Here is a 22,207-nt window from a genome sequence, read left to right as displayed (position 1 = left end):
TCTTGTTCCTCATCATGGGCTCGTGCGGGCCACACCGTCGTGGCGCGCATCTCACGAAGTGAGCCTATCCCCGTTCGACGGGCGTCCCGAACAGGCCTCGCCGGACCGGTGGAGAACGGCGACGGCATGCTCTGCGCAGTCAATAGGGTGGGGCCATGACCGGGTACGGGACGGACGCCGCCGACACGGGTGGACCGGTCGATTCGGCCACCCTGCGCGCCCTGACGCGTGCCCGGCGCGTCACCCGAGACCTCGCAAACGACCTGCTGACCCATCTGCCGGACCTCGGCGACATCGGCACGCAGCGCGAGCTGGACGCCTGGGTGGAGCAGGCCGCGGACACGCTCCGCGCGTTGTCCGATGCGATGGAGGAGAGGCTGCTCGAGGTGAGCAAGCCCCGGCACGGCGGCGACCCTCGGGCCCACCGCACTGCGACGGCCCCGCTGGATCGCCCCATGGCACCGGGCACCTCGGGCCGCCGTCGGGTGGAGCGACCATGATGGGGCTGGGCGACCCGGGCTCGACGTCGGCTCTCGGCGGAGCTCTTCGCCAGCAGGCCATCATCCTCACGGACCTCGTCGTCGAGCTCACCGAGGCGGCCGAGCGCGCCGCACGAGGTGGGCGCGCAGACCTCTCGGCCCGGGAGCGCGAGCTGCTCACCGGCGCCGCCCGTGAGCTCGACGCCGTCGGAGCGGCCCTGCAGTCGTTCACCGCCACGGTGCAGGCCGGTTCGGCCCGCATCCGGACGCTGGCCGACGACGCCGCGCGGAGCGACCTCGTGATCGAGGGCAGCATCATCGTCGAGGCAAAGGGGCCGAGCCGGGTCGATCCGGTGGACCGACTGCGACGACGCGAGCGCTTGCAGGAGCTGCTCAACCGGGTCAGTGCCGCACAGGGGAAGGAGCTGGCCCGCATCGCCCGCGAGCTGGCCCGCTCGGGTCCCCCGCTCGCCGCCTTGAGCGAGCGAGCCCGCCTCGGGTCCTGACCGGTCCCCGGCCTCGCGGTTGCTCTAGCGTTGGCTCATGCGGATCACCGAGACGATCACCTACCAAGCCGCGGTGGAGGTCGTGTACGCGATGAAGACCAACCCGGAGTTCCAGGAGCGCAAGTGTGCTGACTCGGGGGCGCTGCAGCACGATGTGGCCGTGCGGCAGAACGGCGCGGGTGCACTCGTCGTGACGAGGCGTGATCTGGCCACGGATGGCCTGCCGGACTTCGTCAGGTCCATCGTCGGAGCACGGCTCTCGATCACCGAGACCTACCAGTGGGACGCCCCCAGGGCCGACGGGTCGCGGGAGGGCACGCTCACCGTCGAGGCGGCAGGGGCTCCCGTGGCCATGCGGGGCACGGTCCACCTCGAGCCGAAGCGTGACGGCACCAACCTCAACATCGACGGGGACCTCAAGGCGCACATCCCGCTCATCGGCGGTCGCATCGAGAAGGCCGCCGCCCCTGCCTTCATCAGGGCGCTGCGCAGCGAGCACGAGTCCGGCCGCCGCTGGCTCGCCGAGCGCGCGTGAGCATCGAGAGAAACCTGGCGTCACCGGTCAGAGCATGTGCGGGTACGCGTGGCTCGTCGGCGGCACGAACGTCTCCTTGATCGAGCGGACGCTGGTCCAGCGGAGCAGGTTCTGGGCCGCGCCGGCCTTGTCGTTCGTCCCCGAGGCCCGCCCGCCGCCGAAGGGCTGCTGCCCCACGACGGCACCGGTCGGCTTGTCGTTGATGTAGAAGTTGCCGGCCGCGAAGCGCAGCCGGTCGGTCGCCTCGGCGATCGCGCGACGGTCCTGCGCGATGATCGAGCCCGTGAGTCCGTAGGGGGAGAACCGCTCCATCTGGGCGAGCACTCCGTCGTAGTCGCCGTCCTCGTAGACGTGCACCGACAGAATCGGTCCGAAGTACTCGGTGCGGAAGGACTCGTCCGCGGCGTTGCTGATCTCGAGGATCGTCGGGCGGATGAAGTACCCGACCGAGTCGTCGTACGTGCCACCGGCGATGACCTCGATGCCGTTGGTCGCGTGGGCCCGGTCGATCGCCTCCCGGTGCTTGGCGAACGCCCGCTCGTCGATGACCGCTCCCATGAAGTTCGACAGGTCGGTGACGTCGCCCTGCTCGAGCCCGTTGGTCAGGTCGACCATCTCGTCGCGCACCTGCTTCCACACCGTCGCCGGTACGTAGGCGCGGGAGGCCGCCGAGCACTTCTGGCCCTGGTACTCGAACGCCCCCCGGATCATCGCCGTCCGCAGGACCGCCGGATCGGCGGAGGGATGGGCGACGATGAAGTCCTTGCCGCCTGTCTCCCCGACGAGTCGTGGATAGGTGCGGTAGCGGTCCAGGTTGGTCGCGACCTCCTTCCACAGGTGCTTGAACGTCGGCGTCGAGCCGGTGAAGTGGATGCCGGCGAGGTCCTCGTCCGTGAGGGCGACCTTGGACACCTCCGCCCCATGACCGGTCACCATGTTGATGACCCCGGGCGGCATGCCGGCCTCCTCGAGCAGTTCCATGATCAGGCTCGCGGCGCGCTGCTGCGCCACCGAGGGCTTCCATACGACGGTGTTTCCCATCAGGGCCGGCGCCGTGGGGAGGTTGCCGGCGATGGCGGTGAAGTTGAAGGGCGTGATCGCGTAGACGAACCCCTCGAGCGACCGGTAGTCAGACCGGTTCCACACGCCCTTGCTGTTCAGGGGCGGCTGTTGCTCGAGGATCTGCCGCGCGAAATGGACGTTGATCCGCCAGAAGTCGATCAGCTCGCACGCGGCGTCGATCTCGGCCTGGTAGGCCGTCTTGCTCTGACCCAGCATCGTCGCGGCGTTGAGCCGGGCCCGCCACGGTCCGGCGAGGAGCTCCGCCGCCTTGAGCAGGACGGCGGCGCGGTCGTCGAACGACAGCCCGCGCCAGGCCGGCGCTGCCGCCTTGGCCGCCGCGACGGCCTTGGACGCGTCATCGGTCGTGGCGCCTCGCAACATGCCGAGCACCTTGGCATGCGCGTGCGGCTGCCGGACGGCGATCTCGTCACCGGCGCCGGTGACTCGCTCGCCGGCAATCACGTGGGGCAGGTCGACCCGGGTCGAGCCGAGCTCCGCCAGTGCGGCCTCGAGTGCGGTGCGCTCAGGCGAACCGGGGGCGTAGTCGAGCACCGGTTCGTTGGCCGGTGCTGGCACGTGGGTCACTGCGTCCATCGAGACTCCTGCTCTGGTGTGCGTCGGCGCCGTGGCACGGCGATGGGGTGGCCGCCTCGTGGGCGACCACCCCATCGTTCCACGCCCCGCGTGGGAGGAGCAGATCGGTGTTCAGCGCAGGACCGGAATGCCCCACGGGTAGCGGTACAGCTCTCCCCGGCTCGCCAGGATCGCGCCCCTGATGTGGCAGTAGACGCTGGCTGCGAAGGCGACGATCCAGAGGATGATCGCGATCGGGATGCCGATCAGGGTGATGAAGAAGATCCAGCCGACGATGGTCATGGCCCAGATCAGCAGGTTGAAGTTGAAGGCGCCGGCGGCGGACTGTCGGACGAAGGCGCTCTTGTCCTTGTAGATGGCCCAGACGAGCAGCGGGCCGAGGAACGAGAGCCAGCCAACGGACAGGACGGCGGCGACGATGGTCGAGATGTGGCCGAGAACCGCCCAGGTGCGCTCGTCGTTGACGGCGACCGCGTCGCGGGACGGATCAGGCTGGTACGGATGGCTCATACCTCCAGTGTGCGGGGCTCGGCTCACCCCTGCCATGGAGGACGACCCTGACCGCACCCTGATCACACCCCACCTTGGCCTGTGGCCACGTCGATGAGTCCGTATGCCGCTGTGCCCGGTTGCGCCCAGGCCGCCGCCCCGGTACCCCGGTCGGGTTTGCAGACCCGCGGCGCTCCTCAGACTCGTGACGAGGCCTGCGTGTCCTCGGCGAGGGAGTAGACGGCGCTGGCGGGATCCGCCAGATCGAGGGCCTCGAGGAGGGTGCGCACCATGGCGTGGTGCCCCCTCGGACCAGGATGGACGGCGTCATCCAACCACCCGTCCGGCGCGATGTCGTCGCCGGCCTCCTTCGCAGCACGCGACCAGACCCCGGCGTGGTCCACGAGGACGACGCCAAGCCCCTCCGCCACGTCCCGGACCGTCGCGGCGTACTGCGCCATCAGGTCCGGGTTCCGGGCACCCTCGTCACGCACTGGTGTCGGGGTCTGGAGAACCACCGTGGCACCCACGTCCCGGCCCCGCTGAACGATCTGGTCGAGCCGGAAGCGGAAGCCACGGACCCCTTCCTCGTCATCGTTCATGTCGTTGGTGCCGAACATGACGAACAGCACGTCAGGAGCAAACCGACCTGCCCGCCAGTGGAACTCGGTGAGAAGGTCCTGGGTCGTGCTGCCGGAGACGCCGGAGTTGATCACCGCATCGCCGCGCCGGTCGAGCTCGCCCCGGACCCGCTCGGCGAAGAGCTCCACGTAGTTGCGCCAGCCGTGCGTGTGCGCGACACCCTGCGTGATGCTGTCGCCGACGAAGGTCCACGTCACCGGCGGTCCGGCCAGCACCTCGCGGAGGCGGTCGGCGTCCCGACGGGCGTACTCGGCAGCGGTGAAGTCCATGACCGCACGGTAACAAGGCGGATGCAGCGTTGCTGCCCAGAGCCCCGAGCTGCTCAGGCCACGCTGCTCTGCCGCGGCTCGAACCGTGGCATCGGTGGAGGCACGTCGCCGGCGTGGAGCAAGGGCTCGACCGGCAGCCGGGCAGCGAAGCGCGCCACGGTGCCACCCACAGCAGCGTCAGCCAGAATCCGCCGGTGGCCCAGGCCGACGGTCGAGTACAGCTCCGCGCCGGGCCATCCCGCCACGAGCCGGGCCGAGGGCTCGTGCGGCGTCTCGCGGTCCCCGAGGTCGTGGATGACGAGCAGCTCGGGCCGCGACTCGAGCTGCTCGCCGAGCCGGGCCACGTCCAGGTCCGCCACCGGGTAGCCGGTACGCTGCTCGGCGCGCGCGATGAGGAGCCGTTCCGTCCGCGGACCGAAGCGCAGCCGGGCCCGGAACCGTGCGAGGAAGTCGGGCACTCCTTCGACCGGGGCGATGAGGATGAGCCGCTCGGTGGCGAGCCATCCGTCCCGCAGCGCCAGGAGCGCGGAAAGTGCGCCCATGGAGTGGGCCACGACGGCACGGGCGGGGCCGAACCTCGCCGCGACCGCGTCGAGCGAGCGGCCGAGCTCGACGGCATCGCTGGATCCCGATCCGTGCACTCCCGCGTCCGAGCGTCCGTGGCTCAGGCCGTCGAAGGCAACCACCTTGAGACCATGTGCCAGCAGGTGTCGGACCAGGGGTCGCAGCTGCTCCGCGTGTCCACTCCACCCGTGGACGAGGTAGACGACCGGGCCCTCCCCGTAGGTCCAGCCACGGACGACCCGACCGCGAAGGGTCGCCTCGAAGGGGCTGCCGAGGAGCTCGACAATCCCGTCCGGATCCGTGGTCCCGGTCCGAGCAGGGGGCGGGAGCTCGAACCAGAGGCGGTAGGCCCACGCCGCGGCGAGCCGAGGTGCGAGCGCGTCCGCGAGGGCGAAGGCAGTCGTGGAAACGTGATGAACAATCGTACGATCGATCGTGCTTTTCTTCGTCGATGACTGGACCATGTGCTGATTCCTTTTCGGGGTGGGACCGCCGTCGGAGCGGTCGGTGTGGAGGGTCCGCCCGTTCAGGCGGGGTTGGCGCGACAGGAGTCCAGGAGACGTTCGAAGGCTCGGCGGGCGTACTCGTCGGCCTTCGGGTCGCGCATCAGGCGACGCGCGTGGTGGTGGGCAAGCAGGATGCCCTCGAGCTCGTAGGCGAACTGGGCGGCGTCCACGTCAGGCCGGAAGTGACCCTCGGCAATCGCCGTGCCGACCACCAGGGCCACCGACTCGAGCTTGTCGCGCTCCGCGCGGACGAGCTCGTCCCGAACCGGACCCTCTTGGTCGTCGAACTCACTCGCGGCGTCGACAAAGATGCATCCGCCCGCAAAGCGGCCGGCCTGCCAGGCGAGCCAGTTCTCGAAGAAGGCCCGGAGGCGCGGCTCGCCCCTGGATGTCATCACGGTCGGCCGCATGACGTGGTCGGTGAACTGGTCGCGGGCGTACTGGAGCACCTCGACCTGCAGCGACTCCTTCGATGCGAAGTGGGCATAGAGGCCGCTCTTCGACAGCTTGCTCGCAGTTGCCAGCGTGCCGATGGTCAGGCCGCCGAGCCCGAGCCGGGACGCCAGGTCGCTCGCCTCGTCGAGGATCGCCGCCTTCGTCTGCTCTCCCTTGCCCATGTGCCTATAAAAGCACGATCGTTCGTCTCCAGCAAGGGGATATTCGAGTCAGCCGAGCTCATTTTCATCCAGGGCCCAGCGGCGGAGCACCGGGAGCCACACCGCGACGCTGTCGGGCACGAAGGACCTTGGCTCGCGGCCGATGCGCCGCACCAGCTCCTGGAGCGGGACCCAGTCACCCCAGGCAACCTCCTCGGGCTGCCAGCGGACCACTCCACTCCAGGTCGTCATGAACCGGTGTGCGTGGTATCTCGTGTGGTGGTCGGCGTAGGTCACGACACCGAGGGGCACCAGCTCCACGCCACCCACACCCAGCTCTTCGTCGAGCTCGCGACGGGCTCCCGCGACGGGGTCCTCACCCGCGAGGACCACGCCACCGGCGGCGAAGTCGAGCAGGCCCGGGAAGACGTCCTTCGAGAGGGTCCGTCGATGGAGGTACACGCTGTCGCTCGGCCCCCGGACCACGATCGACGACGCGGCGTGCCAGACGTTGTCGCGCCGCATGACGGAGCGCCGGCACGCTCCGACCAGGGTGCCGGCGGCGTCGAAGCGGGCCACCAGCTCGTCGGCCACGGTCACCGCCTCTCATCCGCCTCTCATCCGCCTCTCATCCGCCTGGAGCTGTCTCGCCCCCACGCCGTCCCGGGGGGCCCGGCCCGCGTCCTGCCGGGCCGAGGCCACATCAGGCCAGCAGGGCACGGACCTCGTCGAGCTCCGTCGCGTCGTACCAGAGCAGGTCGTCCGCCTCCGGCCCGGTCGCGGCCCCGGCCGCCTCGTCGACGTGGAAGGATGCGATGCGGCTCATCGGAAGGGAGACCGCGAGAGTCACCAGGCTGACCGGCGTGCCAGCCCCGTCCAGGACCCAGGCCGGGTCCGCGTCCGCCGATGCCACGACCCGTCGGTCTCCCCGCTCCGAACGAGCCGCAGCAGACGCGGCGACCGCGTCCGAGAAGGCGGCGAACTCCAGGTCCTCCAGATCGAGCCCTGCTGTACGAGAACGAAGGTCGTCAGTCACCGCGAACGCGGCCCGAGGGCTCGGGTGGTCGACGTCGAGGCCACCCTTCTCGGCGAGGTCGTCCAGATCTCGTCTCCCGATCGGCACGTAGATGCGGATCACCGGCATCAGGACTCCCTCCCACTCCTCAGCTCGGCGAGGGAGACGACGATCGACTCGGCGAGCTCGTCGACGTCAGGCATCGCCTCACGATCGGCGTTGAGGCCGTAGTAGACCCCGCCGTTGTAGGACGTGATCCCGATGGACAGGGCCTGTCCTCGTGCGAGCGGAGTGACCGGGTAGGTCGACAACATCTCTGCCTCACCGGCGTAGAGCGGGGTCTGCGGCCCCGGAACGTTGGTGATCATGACGTTGTAGAGGCGCCGCGACATCGCCGAGCCGAGCCGGGCCCCGAGAGCATGGAGGGTCGGCGGTGCGAAGCCGGCCAGGTTGGCGAGGGAGGTCGCCCCGACCGCCTGCCCGCCTTCCATCTGCTGTCGCATCGCGAACGCGATCTGGTGCAGTCGCATCGATGCGCCCGGCTCCCCCACCGGCAGGCTGACCACGCACGCCATGACCTGGTTGGCGTACATGCCGGCCGGGTCGTCGCCATAGATGCTGACCGGCACCATGGCCCGCACGACGGTTCCGCCGTGGACGGGTTCCCCCCGCGCCAGCAGCCAGCTGCGAAAGGCACCGGTGATCGTGGCGAGAACGACGTCGTTGATGGTCACGTCCTCTGCGTAGGCCCCCTTGGCCAGCCGCTTGCGGACGGCCCGGTAGTCCGCGAGGTCCGTCGACACCATCACCCACCGTCGCGCCGAGCCCACCTCGGCGTTGAGCGGAGACACAGGCGCAGGTCGCGCGGCCGTCCGTGCGACCGCCGACACCACGGTCCCGGCCGACTCGAGGGCCCGGAGCACGACATTGAGGGCGTCGTTGAGCCCACCACGGACCTGGTCGACGACCTGCGTCGGACGCCGCACGGCGTCAACGAGGGCGCCGGCGACCAGCTCCGCCGACGAGGGGGACGCCTTGGGCTCCCACGGCATCTGGTCCTCGCCCAGGCCCTCACCGCGCACGGAGTCGACGATGACGTGAGCGATGTCGAGGGCGTGGACGCCGTCGATGATGGCGTGATGCGTCTTGGTGACGATGGCGACGCGCCCGCCCTGGAGCCCCTCGACGTAGTACACCTCCCAGAGCGGCCTCGTCCGGTCCAGCTTGCGCGGCTGCACCCGGGCGACGAAGTCCTGGAGCTGACGGTCGGTGCCCGGGCGCGGCAGGCCCGCGCGCCGCACGTGGTAGCTCATGTCGAACGACTCGTCGTCGACCCAGACGGGGTTGGCGAGGCGACCGGGAACGTCGCGGACCTTCTGGCGGAACCGCGGGATCCCCCCGATGCGGTTCTCGATGATCTGCACGAGCTGGTCGTGGTCGAAGCCTTCGCCCGGTGGCTGGAAGATCATGACCGACCCAACGTGCATGGCCGTGGTCGGCTCCTCGAGGTACAGGAAGGACGCGTCGAGGGAAGTCAGCCGGTCCGACATGCTCACACTCTGCCAGACGGGCCCACGTAGGATCCGCACCATGCCTCTGATTCGCCTCCTGCCGTATGCCGTGTGCCTGCTGGCGCTCTCCGGCATCGCAGCCTGCGGCTCGGCTGACGCACCACCCCCGGGCCGCAACGCCACTGCGACGGTCGTCACTTCCCTTGACGTCACGGTCACCGGCACGACCGTGACGCCCGCGCCGGCGCAGGTGGACCTTCGCATCGGTGAGGCGCTCGACCTGACGGTGACGACCGACCACGACGACGAGCTGCACGCCCATGGTTTCGGTGACGTCGAGGCGGAGCTCAAGGCCGGCGTTCCCACGACGGTGCGGCTCGTCGGCACCGAGTCCGGGGTCTTCGAGGTCGAGACCCACGAGCCCGCCCTGACGCTGCTCACCGTCGCGGTTCGGTAGGGGCGAGCGGTGCTGAGCCCAGCGGCATACGGCATGCTCGGCGCACTGCCCACCCACGGGGTCGGCAGTCGCAGCGACCTGCCCCTTCCCTTTGGCGCCCTCGTGACAAGTGCGCTGGCCGCTCTCCTCATCTCCTTCCTGGCAGTCGGCCTGCTCTGGCGCGAGCCGCGGTTGCGCAGCTCCCAAGGCCTCGTGCTTCCCGGCGTCCTCGCCTCGGTGCTCGACTCCCGCTGGCTCCGCAGGGTGGCCCAGACTCTCTCGATCGCACTGACGCTGTGGACCCTGGTTGCCCTCCTTGCCGGCCCGGACAGCGCGAGAAACCCGGTTCCCCACGTCGTCTATGTCTGGCTCTGGGTCGGCCTCGGGTTCGCCTCGATGCTGCTGGGGCCGGTCTGGCGTGTCATCAACCCGCTGCGGCTCCTGCACACGGGGCTGTTGCGGCTCGCTCGGGTCTCCCCCGACGTCGCCGTCTTCCGCTATCGCGCGGGGTGGTGGCCGGCCGCGCTGGGGCTCGGAGTCTTCACGTGGGTCGAGCTCGTCGCCACCGAGAACACCAGCCTTCCGTTCCTGCGACTGCTCATCCTCGGCTACCTGCTCGTCTCGGTTCTGGGCGCCGGCCTCTTCGGCCGTGCGTGGTTCGATCGCGCCGACCCGTTCGAGGCCTGGTCGAGCCTGCTCGGCGCCCTCGCGCCGCTCGGGCGCCGGGACGACCGAAGGTGGGTGCTCCGCACGCCACTGCACGGGATCAACGAGCTGCGTGGCGAGCGCGGGCTCGTCGCAACCGTTGCCGTCATGCTCGGCAGCACCGCCTATGACGGGTTCTCGGCCAACCTGTCGTGGGCGACCTTCGTGCAGACCGCTGCCGTGCCGGCCTGGATGCTCAAGACCGCGACCATGCTCGGGTTCTTCGCGGCCGTGGCAGTAACCCTATGGCTGGCCTCTGCTGCATCAATGATGCTGTCGGGCAAAGGGATTCGAGATTCCTTCTACTTCGCCTCCGATTTCGCCCCATCACTCATCCCGATCGCCGGTGGATACGTCGTCGCGCACTACTGGTCGCTGTTCGTCTATCAGGCACCGGTCGGGCTGGCCCTGCTCAGCGATCCTCTGGGCACCGGAGCGGACCTGCTCGGCACCGCCGGGATCACGCCGGATGACACCCTGGTCCAGGCCACCCTGGTGGCGACGATCCAGGCGGTCAGCATCGTGGTGGGTCATCTGCTGGCGGTACTTGCGGCCCATGAACGCGCTGTCTCGGTGCTCGATCGGCGATCCGCCATCGTGGGCCAGATCCCGCTCATGTTCATCATGCTCGCCTACACCTTCGCGGGCCTGACCATCCTCTTCGCCCCCTGATCTGCCTTCAGCCGGCAGCCCTCGCTCGACGGAGCCGGCGCCGGCGACCCGTGACTCGCGTCTGGGTCCACGGCGCGACCGCCGTGGCCAGCTCCGCAAACGCTGCGCCCAACGCCGAGTCCCGAGCGAGCTCGGCCACCGATCGGCCGGCGAGGAGGGCCGCATCGATGGTCGCCGCGTCGTCGGGCACGAAATGGAGGCCGTCCAGGCCCGCGAAACGCAGCAGCGACTCTGCGATGCGCTCCTCGGGCCGTGAGCCGACCGCAGAGCTGCGGACCCGGTTGATCACGGGCACGGGTGGAGGGGACGGGACGGAGCCGAGCTCCTGGAGGGCCCGGACGAAGCGCTGGAGCCCGACGGGGTCCGCGCCACCCACGGCAAGCACCGTGTCGGCCGCCGCGAGCGTCGTCAGCGTCGCCTCGTTACGACGAGGTGCGGCGGTGTCATAGCTGAGCTCCTCGTCATTCTCGATGCAGAAACCGCAGTCGACGACGATGACCTGAGCCAGTCCGCGTCCGAGCTCGAGGACGCGCTCGAGGGCTGCAGCCCGTAGTTCCGGCCACCGCTCCGCCTTGGGCAGTCCCGTCAGGACCCGAAGGCCCGGCATGACGAGGGGAGCGAGGCGCGCGAGGGCTGGCAGGTCGAGCGTGCCGTGGTCCGCGGCCCGGCACGCCGCCGCGATTCCGGGCGCCTCGTCGAGCAGACCGAGGACCTGGGCCACGCTGCCGCCATAGGTGTCTGCGTCGACGAGGAGGACCTCCCCAGGGCGGGACGCGATCTCCGCCGCCAGGTTCACCGCGAGCGTCGTGCGGCCCGGACCGCCCGTCGGTCCCCAGACGGCAACGATCGTCGAACGGGGCGGTGGGTCCGAGACTGACGATGGGGCGGCGTCCGGCTCCATGCCGCGCGGTTGCCAAGCAGGCTCGTCGTCAACGTCGGACACCGCGCTGAATGGGGAGAGCGGATCGGGGCCGGGAACCGGCATGGAGCCGTTGTTGGGGGCACGGTCGGTGGCCGCCAGGTCGTCCGGCTCCGGATCCGGGACCAGCAGCTGTCCCCACGGGTCTCCCGCCGCCACCACGGGCAGATCCGTGGCGCTCGGGCGCCCGTTGGGGCGACGCTCCGCATGGTCCCGGACGGCCGAGCTGAAGGCTTCCGCGGTCGCCTCAACGGGTAGGACGACAGGGATCCGAAGCTGACGCAGTCGTCGTTCGGCGCCATCATCCCCCGTTGGGTACAAGCCCAGGACCAGGACGCCGCGTTGGCTCAGGCGATGGACCAGACCGAGGTCGAGCCCGTGCAGGTCGGCACTCACGACGGCGCACTGCCCGAGTCCGGCCTCCGCGACGGAGAGCAGCTCGGCGACATCGGCACAGCGGCGCGTGACCCTGAGATCGCCTGCCGACTCGAGGGTCGTGGCGACAACTGACTCCCACGCAGGTCCGAGGCCGGTGATGACGTCGGTCATGCGTCTCCACTCTCATCCGCTGGCTCCTCCACCGGACCCTTGACCGGACCCTTGACCGGCCCCTTGACTGGGACGAGCGTGATCTTCGCGTCCTGGTCCACCGCCTCGATGACCGCCCGGACGTGCTCCGCCGGCACATAGAGCTGCACTGACGTCGTCGCCGCAGCACCGAAGCCGCCGTCCCCGGCCCGCACGTCGACGACGGCGACTGCGTGGAGCAGTCGCGACGTTCGCCCTGGCTCACGGTCGTCGGTCACACCGCGGGTTGCATCCGGCGTGACGTAGAGGTCCACACGATGACCACGCTCGAGCCCGGGGGTCGACTGCGCGTCGGCGGGGACGGTCACGCGCTGCACACCGACGTCTCCGGGGGCACCAAGCGCAGCAGTGGGCAGGAGCTCTCCGGCCAGGACGTCCCGCAGCATGATCGTCCCCTCGGGCACGGGGGCGTCTGCCGGGACGTATCGCCCCAGGCTGTCCGCGAGCGCAACATCGACGCGCTGGAAGGAGGCAGCGGTGACTGCCTCGCCGGCGACGAGATTCTCCACGGCAACGAGGTACGGCGTGCGGTCGTCGACACTCGCGACGAGCCTGGCCCCCAAGGTTGTGGCGGCGATGACGAGGATCACGCCGACCACGAGTCGGCTGTCCTTCCAGGACGGCTTCTGCAGCCGCTTTGCCGTCGGCACGGCCAGTTCGCCCATGCGGTCACAACCCCCTTGATGTCACGGTGGAACGGCGCATGGCCACGTCGCGGGAACATCCTGCCGCACCCGCGCACAAACCGCCTCTGGAGACGGCGAACTGTGCATAACCGGCACCAACCATTTCAGCGCGTGCCTAGCATGGGCAGGCCGAGATGGCGGACTGTGTGCGACGCAACCCCACCCGGGGTATGAGTTGTTCGACGGCGTGCTCGGTGGACCACGCCCGTTGTGGCGCGAAGTGAAGGAGCGATCGTGGCCCAGAGGTTCCTCCAGCTGGCAGAGGTGTCGGAGATCCTGAACATCTCGGCAGCGCAGGCCTACGCCCTGGTGCGCTCGGGCGAGCTGCCCGCCATCAAGATCGGCGGCCGTGGCCAGTGGCGAGTCGAGGTCACCGAGCTCGAGAACTACATCCAGCGCATGTACACAGAGACGCGGTCGTTCGTGCAGGCCCACCCCTTCGGTGGCACCGTGGAGGACTGAGGACTCGACGAACGCGGCGCTACAGACGGACGGAGGACCTGCGTCAGCGTCGGCGGATGGAGCCGAGGGCAGCGATCGGCATGACGAGAGTCCGCACGACGTGACGGGCACGACGCGGCTCATCGGGCGCGTGCTCGGCCAGGTCGAGATGGTCCGCACCGACCGCGTCGATCGTCCCGGTCAGCACGAGGCCGTCCACGTCCACGAGGTCGACGACCGCCCGGTCCCGGCTGATCCCACGCAGCGCGCCCCCCAGCGGGAACCGTCTTCCGACGAGGCTTGCCTCCTGCGCTCCGGGGCGCAGTCCCGTGATGCTGCGCACCGCCGCCAGCGGCACCAGGACCGACTGGTTGGCGGTGTCGACCAGCAGTAGCCAGTCCGGACCGACGTCTGTTGGAGTGCCGACGATGACTCGTGGGCCTGGCGCTCCGGGAAGTCGGAGGGAGATGGCCCCTCGGCCAACGTTCGCGAGGAGTCTGCTGTACAGGGCGATCTGAGCCCGCTCCCGGCGCGTCCTGTCAGCGACCTCGGCGTCGCGCTCGACCGCGGCCTCGGCGTCAAACCCGGCGTCCAGCTCCTCGAAGAGCCGCTCCCATCTCATACCGCCAATCCCCCGAATCCGTCGCGGACGCATCAACGACCCGACTCTAGTCCCCGCCCTTGAAAACCAGTCAACCGTTGTCAAACAGAAGTAAACAGCATTAAATAGAACCATGCTCTCTCCCATGGTTGACAACCACAGGGGCGGCGGTCAGTACCCCGCCGTCACAGGACTTCTCGTCACCACCATGTGGGGGGGCGCCAGCTGGTGCCTCACTCGAGTGGCCTCCGACAGCTGGCCGGGGGACTCCTCCTCGGGCCGGGCGAGCATCGACGAGGTCCTCGTCGCGGCGTTGGCCTGGACCGGCGCACTGCTGACCGGCTGGTTGGTCCTCACGTCGCTGGTCGCCGTCGCGGCTGCGGCGCCAGGCATGGTGGGAGCCGTCTTCGAGCGACTGGAACGGTCGCTGACACCGCATTTCCTGCGCCGGGTCCTGTCTCTCACCCTCGGCGCCTCCATCGGCACCGTGGCCCTCCCGGCGCCGGCGGCCGTCGCCGTCGCCGTCGGCACCGGTACCGCTGACGCCGACGGTTGGCAGCATGCCCTCCCGGCGCCGAGTCCCGGCTGCTCCGTGAGCGCCCAGGCGGTCAGCTCGGTGCCGAAGGGCGACGACGACGGCTCACCGCCAGCTGCACCACGGCCCGGGTGGCTGCCCGACCCTCCGACACCGGCGATCAGCCCGCACCACGCGCGGTTGCTGGCGCCGGCCCCTCGGCCGACGAGCACAACGAATGACACGCTCACCGTACGACGAGGCGACACGCTGTGGTCGATCGCCGCTGCACACCTGGGCCCGGGCGCCACGGATGCGGAGATCGCAGCCGAGTGGCCCCGCTGGTACCGGGCGAACCGAGCCGTCATCGGTGACGATCCGGACGTCATCGAGGCGGGTCAGCAGCTGCAGGCGCCGCTCCCCGAGGTGTTCCGATGACCGGCGCGGGGCCCAGGGAGCCGTGGGGCCACTGGTCGTGCGCCGGATCGGCCTTCACCGTACGACGTATCCCTGACACGGGTCCCGGCCGGATCAGCGCGGACGAGGCGTGGGCGTTCGAGTCGACGCCGTACACCCAAGAGGCTCTTGCACTCGACTTCTTCCCCTCGGTGGATGAAGCGTTCGCGCACCGGCCGACCCATTCCAGTGACCTGCCGGAGCCCGAGCCGTTCGTGGCCAAGATCGCCCAAGCGGTCGTCGAGGTCATCTCCGGTCAGCGGCCGGCCACGCAGCTCATCCGACACACGAGCCCCACTGTGTACGCGCTGCTCGCGCGGCGGGCCCTCGTCTCCAGCCGCCGGCTCCGCAGTGGTCCCCGACGCCCCGCCGTGGTCCGTCGGATTCGGCTGTGCGAACCGGCCGACGGCGTGATCGAGGCCTGCGCGGTCGTCGTTTCGCACGGTCGGGTCCGCGCGCTCGCCTTCCGCCTCGAGGGGCTCGACGGGCGGTGGTTGATGACTCAGGTGGCCGTCGGCTGACCCGACCAAACCGCTGGGATGACCACCCATGCCTTGATCGAGTGAACACGTTTCGGGGACAACTGACTCCGAAAGTCGTTCTTTCGATTGGGAAGGGGCACCCCGGGTCAGCGCCGGCGCCGCTTCACCTTCTTGCCGCGACGGTCCGCCTTGCGCTCGACGGGCTGCTGTCCGGTCTCGACGGCGCGGCCGTCCTCGCCCGGGGCGGTGTAGCGCAGGGCGGACGACCGCTGCTCCGGTGCCGCCAGGCCGACGCCCGACACCTTCACCCCAGCCGAGCCACCTGCCGCCCCAGCCACGTTCGCTGCCACGGCTGCCCGAGTCCGACCGGCACCCGCTGGCACGTCACCCGCTGGCACGTCACGCGCTGGCGCAGCAGCTTCGGACGGCTCCGCAGCGGGCGCCTGCGCAGCAGCAGTCTGGGCGACCCCGCCGACGAGATCGCTGACAGCCATCGGCGTGGCACCCACCTGCTGCCCGGGCGGCGTCACCTCGACCTGCACCGAGAAGAGGTGCGAGACGGACTCCTCCTTGATGGCGTCCATCATGGCCTCGAAGAGCTGGAAACCCTCACGCTGGTACTCGATCAGCGGGTCGCGCTGGGCCATCGCACGCAGCCCGATGCCCTCTTGGAGGTAGTCCATCTCGTAGAGGTGCTCGCGCCACTTGCGGTCCAGGACGGAGAGCACGACCCGGCGCTCGACCTCTCGCATCGTGGCCGGTCCCAGCGCCTCCTCGCGCTGGTCGTAGGCGTGATGCGCATCGGACATCAGCTGTTCCCGAAGGAGGTCGGCGTTGATGCCGTTCCGGCCACCCGCGAGGTCCTCGAGCGCCTCGATCGTGATGCCAACGGGGTACACCTGACGCAGCGCATCCCAGAGTCGCTCGAGGTCCCAGTCCCCGGCGAATCCCTCAGCGGTCGCGGCGTCGACGTAGCCACCCACGACGTCGTTGACGAACATCCGCAGCTGCTCGTGCAGATCGCGCCCCTGGAGGACGGCGCGTCGCTCCTCGTAGATGACCTGTCGCTGTCGGTTCATCACGTCGTCGTACTTGAGGACGTTCTTGCGGATCTCGTAGTTCTGGGCCTCGACGGCGCCCTGCGCCTTCTGGATCGAGTTCGTCACCATCTTCGACTCGATCGGCTGGTCGTCCTCCATCCCGGCGGACACCATGAACCGGTCGACGAGGGCCGCGTTGAACAGCCGCATCAGGTCGTCCTGCAACGAGAGATAGAACCGCGACTCGCCGGGGTCACCCTGGCGACCGGACCGACCACGGAGCTGGTTGTCGATGCGTCGGGACTCGTGCCGCTCCGTGCCGAGCACGTAGAGCCCGCCGATTCCGGTGACCTCGTCGTGCTCGGCCGCAACCGCCGCCTCTGCGCCCGCCAACGCCTCGTCCCACGCCGCTTCGTACTCCTCCGGCGTCTCGACCGGGTCGAGCCCGCGGCGCTTGAGCTCGGCGACCGCGCGGAACTCCGGGTTGCCGCCGAGCATGATGTCGGTGCCGCGACCGGCCATGTTGGTGGCGACCGTCACCGCGCGCTTGCGGCCGGCCTCGGCGACGATGGCCGCCTCACGTTCGTGCTGCTTGGCGTTGAGGACCTCGTGCTTGATGCCCTTCTTCTTCAGCTGCTGGGAGAGGTACTCGCTCTTCTCGACCGACGTCGTGCCGACGAGGACGGGCTGCCCGAGCGTGTGCCGCTCGACGATGTCGTCGACGACCGCGTTGAACTTCGCGACCTCGGTGCGGTAGACGAGGTCGGCCTGGTCCTTCCGGATCATCGGCATGTTGGTGGGGATCGGGATGACACCGAGCTTGTAGATCGAGTTGAGCTCGGCCGCCTCGGTCTGGGCGGTGCCGGTCATGCCCGAGAGCTTCTCGTACATGCGGAAGTAGTTCTGGAGGGTGATCGTCGCGAGGGTCTGGTTCTCGTTCTTGATCTCGACGCCCTCCTTCGCCTCGATCGCCTGGTGCATTCCCTCGTTGTAGCGGCGCCCCGGGAGCATGCGGCCGGTGTGCTCGTCGACGATGAGGATCTCGCCGTTCATGACGACGTAGTCCTTGTCCCGCTTGAACAGCTCCTTGGCCTTGATGGAGTTGTTGAGGTAGCCGATCAGGGGCGTGTTCACGGTGTCATAGAGGTTCTCGATGCCGAGCAGGTCCTCGACGCGCGCGATGCCGCTCTCCAGGACCCCAACGGTGCGCTTCTTCTCGTCGACCTCGTAGTCGCCGCGGCCGTCCTCGCCGCGGCTCAGCCGCTGTGCGATCCGGGAGAACTCGACGTACCACTTCGTCGCGATGTCGGCCGGCCCCGAGATGATCAGGGGCGTGCGCGCCTCGTCGATGAGAATGGAGTCGACCTCGTCGACGATGGCGAAGTGGTGGCCGCGCTGGACGAGCTCAGATGGCTCCCACGCCATGTTGTCGCGCAGGTAGTCGAAGCCGAACTCGTTGTTCGTGCCGTAGGTGATGTCCTTCGCGTACTCCGCGCGACGCTGCTCGGGCGTCATGCTCGAGAGGATGCAGCCGGTCTCCATGCCGAGGGCCCGGTGGATGCGGCCCATCAGCTCGGACTGGTACTCGGCGAGGTAGTCGTTCACCGTGATGATGTGCACGCCTTTGCCCGTGAGCGCGTTGAGGTAGGACGGGAGCGTCGCCACGAGGGTCTTGCCCTCACCGGTCTTCATCTCGGCGACGTTTCCCATGTGCAGCGCTGCGCCGCCCATGATCTGCACGTCGAAGTGCCGCTTGCCGAGGGTGCGCTTGCTGGCCTCGCGGACGGCCGCGAAGGCCTCGGGGAGCAGGTCGTCGAGGCTCTCACCGGCCTCGAGGCGCTTGCGGAAGCTCGGCGTCTCGTCGCGCAGTTCCTCGTCGGTGAGCTTCTCGAAGTCAGCCTCGAGGGCATTGACCTGCGCGGCGATGCCCTGCAGGCGCTTCAGGGTCCTGCCCTCGCCCGCGCGGAGCAGCTTGTCGATGCCCAAGACCATGGTGCGTACTCACTCCCGACTCAACGTGATGCGACCCGCCGCTGGGCGGGCACAATCGCCCGTGTGGGTCACGGGACCTGCCTAGGCTAGTCGCAGCCAGCCCTTCCGGACCAACGGACCGGCGCCGCGTGATGGTTCCCTGTCGATCCATCCCGGGCCGTATGCCGCTGGGCCGGCCCTCAGGCGTCCCCTGCCGTCACGACGTGGTCGAGTCCCAGCCACTGGGCCATCGACGCGAGATTGCGCCCCAGCGCCGCATGGGCATCCGGGGGCGCGCCTGCCTCCCAGGTGATGGCGTGGCAGCGCAGGACGCCGGCCGCGCGGTCCGCCTTGAGGTCGCAACGTGCCACGAGCGCGTCCCCGTAGAGGAAGGGCAGGACGTAGTACCCGTGCACCCGCTTGGGGGCCGGCGTGTAGATCTCGATCCGGTAGTGGAAGTCCCAGAGGGCGTGGACCCGGTCGCGCTGCCAGACGAGCGAGTCGAACGGGCTGAGCAGCGCCTCTGCGTGAACCCGCCGCGGAACGCGTGCGCCGGCGTGGAGCCACGCGGGACGCCAGCCGGGCACCTCGACCGGGATGAGCTCGCCCCCGGCCTCCAGCCGGGTGATCGCCACCCGGGCATCGGCGCGCTTGATCCGGAAGTAGTCGGCGAGGCAGAGCTCGGTCCCGATGCCATGCGCCCGGGCCGCGATGCGGACGAGCTCGACGAAGCGGTCCGCGTCGGCCTCGGGTCCGGGCCGGTCACGCCAGGCCGCACTCTGGCGACCGGGTGCGGTCCGGTCGAGCGATGCGTACCTCCTCTCGAACTGCGCCGTGCGCCCGGCGGAACTGATGCGACCGGCCCAGAAGAGGTACTCGAGCGCCTGCTTGACCTCGCTCCAGTTCCACCCCCAGTTGTCGTTGGCGCGGGGCTGGTCGTGGCTGAGCGCGACCTCCACCTCCCGGGCCGTCATCGGTCCCCGGTCCTCGACCTCGCGCTGGACCAGGTCGACGAACTGCGGGCGCTCGGCGAGGATCCGCCGCATCGATCCCCAGGCACCGTCAGCGGCGCGGCGCATCCGGTGGTCCAGCAGGGGCCACGTCTCGGGTGGGATGAGGCTCGCCTCGTGGGCCCAGTACTCGACGAGCCGCCGGGGCGCCCGGTCGCGTGCCCGGTCGAGGATCGTGCGGTCGTACGGCCCGAGTCTGGCGAAGAACGGGAGGTAGTGGCTGCGCGACAGCACGTTGACGCTGTCGATCTGCACGACGCCGACCCTGTCGATGACGCGCTGGATGTGACGCATGGTGGCGGCGAAGGGCTCCGGGCGGGGGTCGAGGAGGCCTTGGGCCGCGATCGCGATGCGACGGGCCTGCGCCAGGGTGAGCCGACGGACCGGGCGGGCGGTCACGCCGCCCCTCACTCCCCCGGCTCGATGAGCCGCTGACGCACCGCGTACATCGCCGCCTCCATGCGCGAGTGCATCTGCAGCTTGTCCAGGATGTTTCGGATGTGGTTCCGGACGGTGTTCTCCGAGATGAACAGCTCACCAGCGATCTCTCGGTTGAGCCTGCCCCGTGCGACGAGCCGGAGGATCCCGAGCTCGCGCTCCGTCAGGCGCGGCAGCTCGAGCTCCGGCGTGGGTGCGGGAGCCGCTGCCTCGTGCCTGCTCATCTTCGAGAACTCCTGGAGCAGCTTCGAAGCCATCATGGGCGAGATGAGCGACTGCCCGTCGAAGACCCCACGGATCCCGACCGCCACCTCCTCCGGCGGCACGTCCTTGAGCAGGTAGCCGTTGGCCCCGGCCCGGACCGCCTCGAAGAGGTGCTCCTCGTCGTCGGAGCTGGTCAGCATGATGATGCGGGCCGACGGGATACGCTGCTTGATGACACGGCAGGCCTCGATGCCGCCCCGCTTCGGCATCCCGACATCCATGACGATGACGTCGGGCAGGGTCTCCTCGGCCAGGTCAACCGCCTCGTTGCCGTCGGCCGCCTCCCCGACCACGTCGATCCCGTCTTCCGTCGCGAGCACGGTCTGGAGCCCGCGCCGATACAGCGCGTGGTCGTCGACGATGAGCACTCTGATGACATCTGGGGGCGCGGGATTCACCCCCACATCTTGGCAGGGCGGTCCGACGATCCGTCCATCTCCCCATCGCCCACGATTCGGGGCGCCCACCGCGGCAGCGGCGAGCGCCCCGGGTGTCGTTCGGGACGGGGCCGTCGTCAGCCCGTGGCGGCGACGGGCTGCTCGGTCTCGAGGTGAAGGACCCCGTAGCTCCAGCCGCGTCTGCGGTACACCACGCTGGGCCGGTCGGTGTCCATGTCGTGGAAGAGGAAGAAGTCGTGCCCGACGAGCTCCATCTGGTTGACCGCGTCCTCGAGGGACATCGGAGCCGCGGTGTGGACCTTCTCGCGGACCTCGATGGGTGAGCTGCCCACGGCGCCGAAGCGGCCCCCCTCCTCCGGGCCCTCCGCACTCCCGGGGCGGGCTTCCTCGGTCACCGCGGCCGCCGACCCGTTCTCCGCATCGATCCGGGCGGTCGCTTGCGCCACCGACTCGGGCACTCGCCTGCCCCGGCTCACGCGGCGCTTGTCGTTGACCCTGCGAAGGCGTTCCATGAGCTTGTCGACAGCCGCATCGAGGGCGGCGTACTTGTCATCGAGCGCAGCCTCCGCGCGGATGACGGGTCCCTTGGCTCGACAGGTGATCTCGACTCGCTCTGGCCCACGGCCTCGAGCGACTTGCTCGTGCGTCACGACGACGTCGATCCGATGCACCTTGGGCGCCAGTGCAGCAACTTTGCCCAGGCGCTCGTTCAACAGCTCACGGAATCGGTCAGGGACCTGGACGCGGCGTCCAGTCACGACAATCTCCACGGTTCCTCCTTGGTCGCGCTCCGGGCGCTCAGTGCTCTTGGTCCGGGGCCCGGGACAGGCCCCCGCATCACCTCGGCACCACCCTCTCCCTCGATCGGGCCCGTCGCGGTCAGGCTGTCCAGATGACGCCACACCAGGGGCCGGGGGTCTCCTTTCGATGACAGTACTTGGGCTGGTCGATTGTGGGAAGGCATCCCCGGAAGGCCAACGCAGAGCCATCGGTCAGGGTCCCGAACGGCGTGGTGTCGCTGCGATGACTGCCGCCCGCACGTCGATCGCCCCGGCGGCTCGCAGGGCGCGCGTGCCTTCCGCCAACGTGCTTCCCGTCGTCACGACGTCATCGACGATGAGGCACCGGGCACCCCGGATGAGTGCGGCCGTCCGGCGACGCACCTCCATGGAGGCCGCCAGGTTTGCGGACCTGCCGAGCGCGCCCAGACCAGCCTGGTCAGCCACAACCCGTCGGTGGTGCAGCGCATCCAGCGGGCCGAGGAGACCGGGTCGGCCCGCTGGGACGCCGGCCAGGAGCTCGAGTGCATGTCGCGTCACTCGCTCGAGGGGGCGGTCTCCCCTGAGGCGCACCGCCCGCGCGGAGGACGGGACCGTGACGACGAGGACCGGACCACCCGGCGGTGCGGACCCGTCCGGAGAGCCACGGGCGCACCCACGGAGAGCGGCCTCCATCGCGACGGCGAGCAGCGACGCGAGGCCTCGATCGAGGTCCCTCCTGCCCCCGTCCTTCCAGGACCGGACACCGGCGCGCAGCGGGCCGGTGTACTGGCCCCAGGCGAAGCAGTCGGGGAAGGCTGGCGGAACCGGGTCCGGCGCGACCACGCGGACGCCCGAGGCCAGACGGGACCTGGCGAGAGCGGCCGAGCACCGACGGCACCACGCGTCGCCCGGGCGCCCGCACGCGGCGCACTCGACAGGCAGCACGAGATCGAGCAGCTCGGCGAGGAGACGGACCACCCGCCCAGCAGATCGTGGTGGGCACCGTCGAGCCAGCCTGATCGTGCGGCCTGTGGAGGGCATCGCCGAACCGCCCTGC

Annotated in this window: 24 protein-coding genes; 8 read left to right on the top strand and 16 right to left on the bottom strand. The window is 69.8% G+C overall.

The window, feature by feature from the left end; genetic code table 11:
- Nucleotides 1-155: 155 nt before the first annotated feature.
- From VJN29_RS15840 to VJN29_RS15830, 3 genes are read left to right on the top strand one after another with little or no spacing between them, the layout of a single operon-like run.
- Nucleotides 156-500, top strand: a complete 345-nt coding sequence (locus tag VJN29_RS15840; protein WP_324144599.1) for a hypothetical protein — start codon at nucleotides 156-158, stop codon at nucleotides 498-500.
- A complete protein-coding gene (locus tag VJN29_RS15835; RefSeq protein WP_324144598.1) occupies nucleotides 497-985 on the top strand; it encodes a hypothetical protein in 489 nt (162 codons plus the stop codon). Before VJN29_RS15840 ends, VJN29_RS15835 begins: the two co-directional genes overlap by 4 nt.
- Nucleotides 986-1,022: 37 nt before the next feature.
- On the top strand, nucleotides 1,023-1,520 hold the full coding sequence (locus VJN29_RS15830) for a DUF2505 domain-containing protein (RefSeq protein ID WP_324144597.1): 498 nt from the start codon (nucleotides 1,023-1,025) through the stop codon (nucleotides 1,518-1,520).
- Nucleotides 1,521-1,547: 27 nt separating this feature from the next.
- Here VJN29_RS15830 and pruA read toward each other — a convergent pair whose 3' ends face one another.
- The 8 genes from pruA to VJN29_RS15790 form a co-directional block, all read right to left on the bottom strand.
- Nucleotides 1,548-3,176 carry an L-glutamate gamma-semialdehyde dehydrogenase gene (pruA, locus tag VJN29_RS15825; protein WP_324144596.1) on the bottom strand — a complete coding sequence of 543 codons (1,629 nt, stop codon included), beginning with the start codon at nucleotides 3,174-3,176 and terminating at the stop codon, nucleotides 1,548-1,550.
- 111 nt (nucleotides 3,177-3,287) lie between these two features.
- Nucleotides 3,288-3,686, bottom strand: coding sequence for a DUF4870 domain-containing protein (locus tag VJN29_RS15820; RefSeq protein WP_324144595.1), 399 nt, complete (start codon nucleotides 3,684-3,686; stop codon nucleotides 3,288-3,290).
- Nucleotides 3,687-3,862: 176 nt separating this feature from the next.
- Nucleotides 3,863-4,576: an SGNH/GDSL hydrolase family protein gene (locus tag VJN29_RS15815; RefSeq protein WP_324144594.1), complete on the bottom strand. Its 714-nt coding sequence runs from the start codon at nucleotides 4,574-4,576 to the stop codon at nucleotides 3,863-3,865.
- A gap of 53 nt (nucleotides 4,577-4,629) precedes the next feature.
- Nucleotides 4,630-5,604: an alpha/beta hydrolase gene (locus VJN29_RS15810; protein ID WP_324144593.1), complete on the bottom strand. Its 975-nt coding sequence runs from the start codon at nucleotides 5,602-5,604 to the stop codon at nucleotides 4,630-4,632.
- A 62-nt stretch (nucleotides 5,605-5,666) separates the two neighbouring features.
- Nucleotides 5,667-6,263 (bottom strand): TetR/AcrR family transcriptional regulator, encoded by a 597-nt coding sequence (locus tag VJN29_RS15805; protein ID WP_324144592.1) that lies wholly within the window; start codon nucleotides 6,261-6,263, stop codon nucleotides 5,667-5,669.
- A 48-nt stretch (nucleotides 6,264-6,311) separates the two neighbouring features.
- On the bottom strand, nucleotides 6,312-6,836 hold the full coding sequence (locus tag VJN29_RS15800; protein ID WP_324144591.1) for an NUDIX hydrolase: 525 nt from the start codon (nucleotides 6,834-6,836) through the stop codon (nucleotides 6,312-6,314).
- Between the two features lie 109 nt (nucleotides 6,837-6,945).
- The gene (locus VJN29_RS15795) at nucleotides 6,946-7,386 is read right to left on the bottom strand and encodes a DUF6912 family protein (protein WP_324144590.1); all 441 of its coding nucleotides are present in this window, start codon (nucleotides 7,384-7,386) and stop codon (nucleotides 6,946-6,948) included.
- A complete protein-coding gene (locus tag VJN29_RS15790; RefSeq protein WP_324144589.1) occupies nucleotides 7,386-8,807 on the bottom strand; it encodes a wax ester/triacylglycerol synthase family O-acyltransferase in 1,422 nt (473 codons plus the stop codon). The genes VJN29_RS15795 and VJN29_RS15790 overlap by 1 nt, the downstream gene beginning before the upstream one ends.
- 40 nt (nucleotides 8,808-8,847) lie before the next feature.
- On the opposite strand from VJN29_RS15790, the gene VJN29_RS15785 reads away from it, so the two are divergent.
- Nucleotides 8,848-9,225, top strand: a complete 378-nt coding sequence (locus tag VJN29_RS15785; protein WP_324144588.1) for a hypothetical protein — start codon at nucleotides 8,848-8,850, stop codon at nucleotides 9,223-9,225.
- A 9-nt stretch (nucleotides 9,226-9,234) separates the two neighbouring features.
- The gene (locus tag VJN29_RS15780) at nucleotides 9,235-10,581 is read left to right on the top strand and encodes a hypothetical protein (protein ID WP_324144587.1); all 1,347 of its coding nucleotides are present in this window, start codon (nucleotides 9,235-9,237) and stop codon (nucleotides 10,579-10,581) included.
- 7 nt (nucleotides 10,582-10,588) lie between these two features.
- On the opposite strand, the gene VJN29_RS15775 is transcribed toward VJN29_RS15780, so the two are convergent.
- On the bottom strand, nucleotides 10,589-12,049 hold the full coding sequence (locus tag VJN29_RS15775) for an AAA family ATPase (RefSeq protein ID WP_324144586.1): 1,461 nt from the start codon (nucleotides 12,047-12,049) through the stop codon (nucleotides 10,589-10,591).
- Nucleotides 12,046-12,753, bottom strand: coding sequence for a hypothetical protein (locus tag VJN29_RS15770; protein WP_324144585.1), 708 nt, complete (start codon nucleotides 12,751-12,753; stop codon nucleotides 12,046-12,048). The genes VJN29_RS15775 and VJN29_RS15770 overlap by 4 nt, the downstream gene beginning before the upstream one ends.
- A gap of 255 nt (nucleotides 12,754-13,008) precedes the next feature.
- Between VJN29_RS15770 and VJN29_RS15765 the strand changes: the two genes are divergently transcribed.
- Nucleotides 13,009-13,236 (top strand): helix-turn-helix domain-containing protein, encoded by a 228-nt coding sequence (locus tag VJN29_RS15765; protein ID WP_324144584.1) that lies wholly within the window; start codon nucleotides 13,009-13,011, stop codon nucleotides 13,234-13,236.
- 43 nt (nucleotides 13,237-13,279) lie between these two features.
- On the opposite strand, the gene VJN29_RS15760 is transcribed toward VJN29_RS15765, so the two are convergent.
- A complete protein-coding gene (locus tag VJN29_RS15760) occupies nucleotides 13,280-13,837 on the bottom strand; it encodes a hypothetical protein (RefSeq protein WP_324144583.1) in 558 nt (185 codons plus the stop codon).
- A 124-nt stretch (nucleotides 13,838-13,961) separates the two neighbouring features.
- Here VJN29_RS15760 and VJN29_RS15755 point away from each other — a divergent pair, with 124 nt between their 5' ends.
- Both VJN29_RS15755 and VJN29_RS15750 read left to right on the top strand, forming a co-directional pair.
- A complete protein-coding gene (locus tag VJN29_RS15755) occupies nucleotides 13,962-14,768 on the top strand; it encodes a LysM domain-containing protein (RefSeq protein ID WP_324144582.1) in 807 nt (268 codons plus the stop codon).
- On the top strand, nucleotides 14,765-15,307 hold the full coding sequence (locus VJN29_RS15750) for an Rv3235 family protein (protein WP_324144581.1): 543 nt from the start codon (nucleotides 14,765-14,767) through the stop codon (nucleotides 15,305-15,307). The genes VJN29_RS15755 and VJN29_RS15750 overlap by 4 nt, the downstream gene beginning before the upstream one ends.
- Before the next feature lie 107 nt (nucleotides 15,308-15,414).
- On the opposite strand, the gene secA is transcribed toward VJN29_RS15750, so the two are convergent.
- The 5 genes from secA to VJN29_RS15725 all read right to left on the bottom strand — a co-directional run bounded on the left by secA (nucleotide 15,415) and on the right by VJN29_RS15725 (nucleotide 22,128).
- Entirely contained in the window at nucleotides 15,415-18,300 is a 2,886-nt protein-coding gene (secA, locus tag VJN29_RS15745; RefSeq protein ID WP_324144580.1) for a preprotein translocase subunit SecA, read from the bottom strand.
- Between the two features lie 179 nt (nucleotides 18,301-18,479).
- Nucleotides 18,480-19,688, bottom strand: a complete 1,209-nt coding sequence (locus VJN29_RS15740; RefSeq protein ID WP_324144579.1) for a winged helix-turn-helix domain-containing protein — start codon at nucleotides 19,686-19,688, stop codon at nucleotides 18,480-18,482.
- A gap of 8 nt (nucleotides 19,689-19,696) precedes the next feature.
- Nucleotides 19,697-20,389, bottom strand: coding sequence for a response regulator transcription factor (locus VJN29_RS15735; RefSeq protein WP_324144578.1), 693 nt, complete (start codon nucleotides 20,387-20,389; stop codon nucleotides 19,697-19,699).
- A 116-nt stretch (nucleotides 20,390-20,505) separates the two neighbouring features.
- Nucleotides 20,506-21,159, bottom strand: coding sequence for a ribosome hibernation-promoting factor, HPF/YfiA family (gene hpf / locus VJN29_RS15730; protein WP_324144577.1), 654 nt, complete (start codon nucleotides 21,157-21,159; stop codon nucleotides 20,506-20,508).
- Between the two features lie 222 nt (nucleotides 21,160-21,381).
- Nucleotides 21,382-22,128, bottom strand: coding sequence for a ComF family protein (locus tag VJN29_RS15725; RefSeq protein ID WP_324144576.1), 747 nt, complete (start codon nucleotides 22,126-22,128; stop codon nucleotides 21,382-21,384).
- Nucleotides 22,129-22,207 lie beyond the last annotated feature (79 nt).

It is taken from the genome of Intrasporangium sp. (assembly GCF_035280925.1).
Classification (GTDB): domain Bacteria; phylum Actinomycetota; class Actinomycetes; order Actinomycetales; family Dermatophilaceae; genus Intrasporangium.
Note: the sequence above shows the minus strand (reverse complement) of the source record. Positions and strands in the feature narration are given on the sequence as shown.

What these genes read in the sequence shown, in the direction of transcription:
- VJN29_RS15840 (WP_324144599.1), top strand. Translation starts at nt 156, where the DNA reads ATGACCGGGTACGGGACGGACGCCGCCGACACGGGTGGACCGGTCGAT.
- VJN29_RS15775 (WP_324144586.1), bottom strand. Translation starts at nt 12,049, where the DNA reads ATGACCGACGTCATCACCGGCCTCGGACCTGCGTGGGAGTCAGTTGTC.
- VJN29_RS15805 (WP_324144592.1), bottom strand. Translation starts at nt 6,263, where the DNA reads ATGGGCAAGGGAGAGCAGACGAAGGCGGCGATCCTCGACGAGGCGAGC.
- VJN29_RS15760 (WP_324144583.1), bottom strand. Translation starts at nt 13,837, where the DNA reads ATGAGATGGGAGCGGCTCTTCGAGGAGCTGGACGCCGGGTTTGACGCC.
- VJN29_RS15810 (WP_324144593.1), bottom strand. Translation starts at nt 5,604, where the DNA reads ATGGTCCAGTCATCGACGAAGAAAAGCACGATCGATCGTACGATTGTT.
- VJN29_RS15770 (WP_324144585.1), bottom strand. Translation starts at nt 12,753, where the DNA reads ATGGGCGAACTGGCCGTGCCGACGGCAAAGCGGCTGCAGAAGCCGTCC.
- pruA (WP_324144596.1), bottom strand. Translation starts at nt 3,176, where the DNA reads ATGGACGCAGTGACCCACGTGCCAGCACCGGCCAACGAACCGGTGCTC.
- VJN29_RS15785 (WP_324144588.1), top strand. Translation starts at nt 8,848, where the DNA reads ATGCCTCTGATTCGCCTCCTGCCGTATGCCGTGTGCCTGCTGGCGCTC.
- VJN29_RS15830 (WP_324144597.1), top strand. Translation starts at nt 1,023, where the DNA reads ATGCGGATCACCGAGACGATCACCTACCAAGCCGCGGTGGAGGTCGTG.
- VJN29_RS15835 (WP_324144598.1), top strand. Translation starts at nt 497, where the DNA reads ATGATGGGGCTGGGCGACCCGGGCTCGACGTCGGCTCTCGGCGGAGCT.
- VJN29_RS15795 (WP_324144590.1), bottom strand. Translation starts at nt 7,386, where the DNA reads ATGCCGGTGATCCGCATCTACGTGCCGATCGGGAGACGAGATCTGGAC.
- VJN29_RS15790 (WP_324144589.1), bottom strand. Translation starts at nt 8,807, where the DNA reads ATGTCGGACCGGCTGACTTCCCTCGACGCGTCCTTCCTGTACCTCGAG.
- secA (WP_324144580.1), bottom strand. Translation starts at nt 18,300, where the DNA reads ATGGTCTTGGGCATCGACAAGCTGCTCCGCGCGGGCGAGGGCAGGACC.
- VJN29_RS15815 (WP_324144594.1), bottom strand. Translation starts at nt 4,576, where the DNA reads ATGGACTTCACCGCTGCCGAGTACGCCCGTCGGGACGCCGACCGCCTC.
- VJN29_RS15750 (WP_324144581.1), top strand. Translation starts at nt 14,765, where the DNA reads ATGACCGGCGCGGGGCCCAGGGAGCCGTGGGGCCACTGGTCGTGCGCC.
- VJN29_RS15820 (WP_324144595.1), bottom strand. Translation starts at nt 3,686, where the DNA reads ATGAGCCATCCGTACCAGCCTGATCCGTCCCGCGACGCGGTCGCCGTC.
- VJN29_RS15755 (WP_324144582.1), top strand. Translation starts at nt 13,962, where the DNA reads ATGGTTGACAACCACAGGGGCGGCGGTCAGTACCCCGCCGTCACAGGA.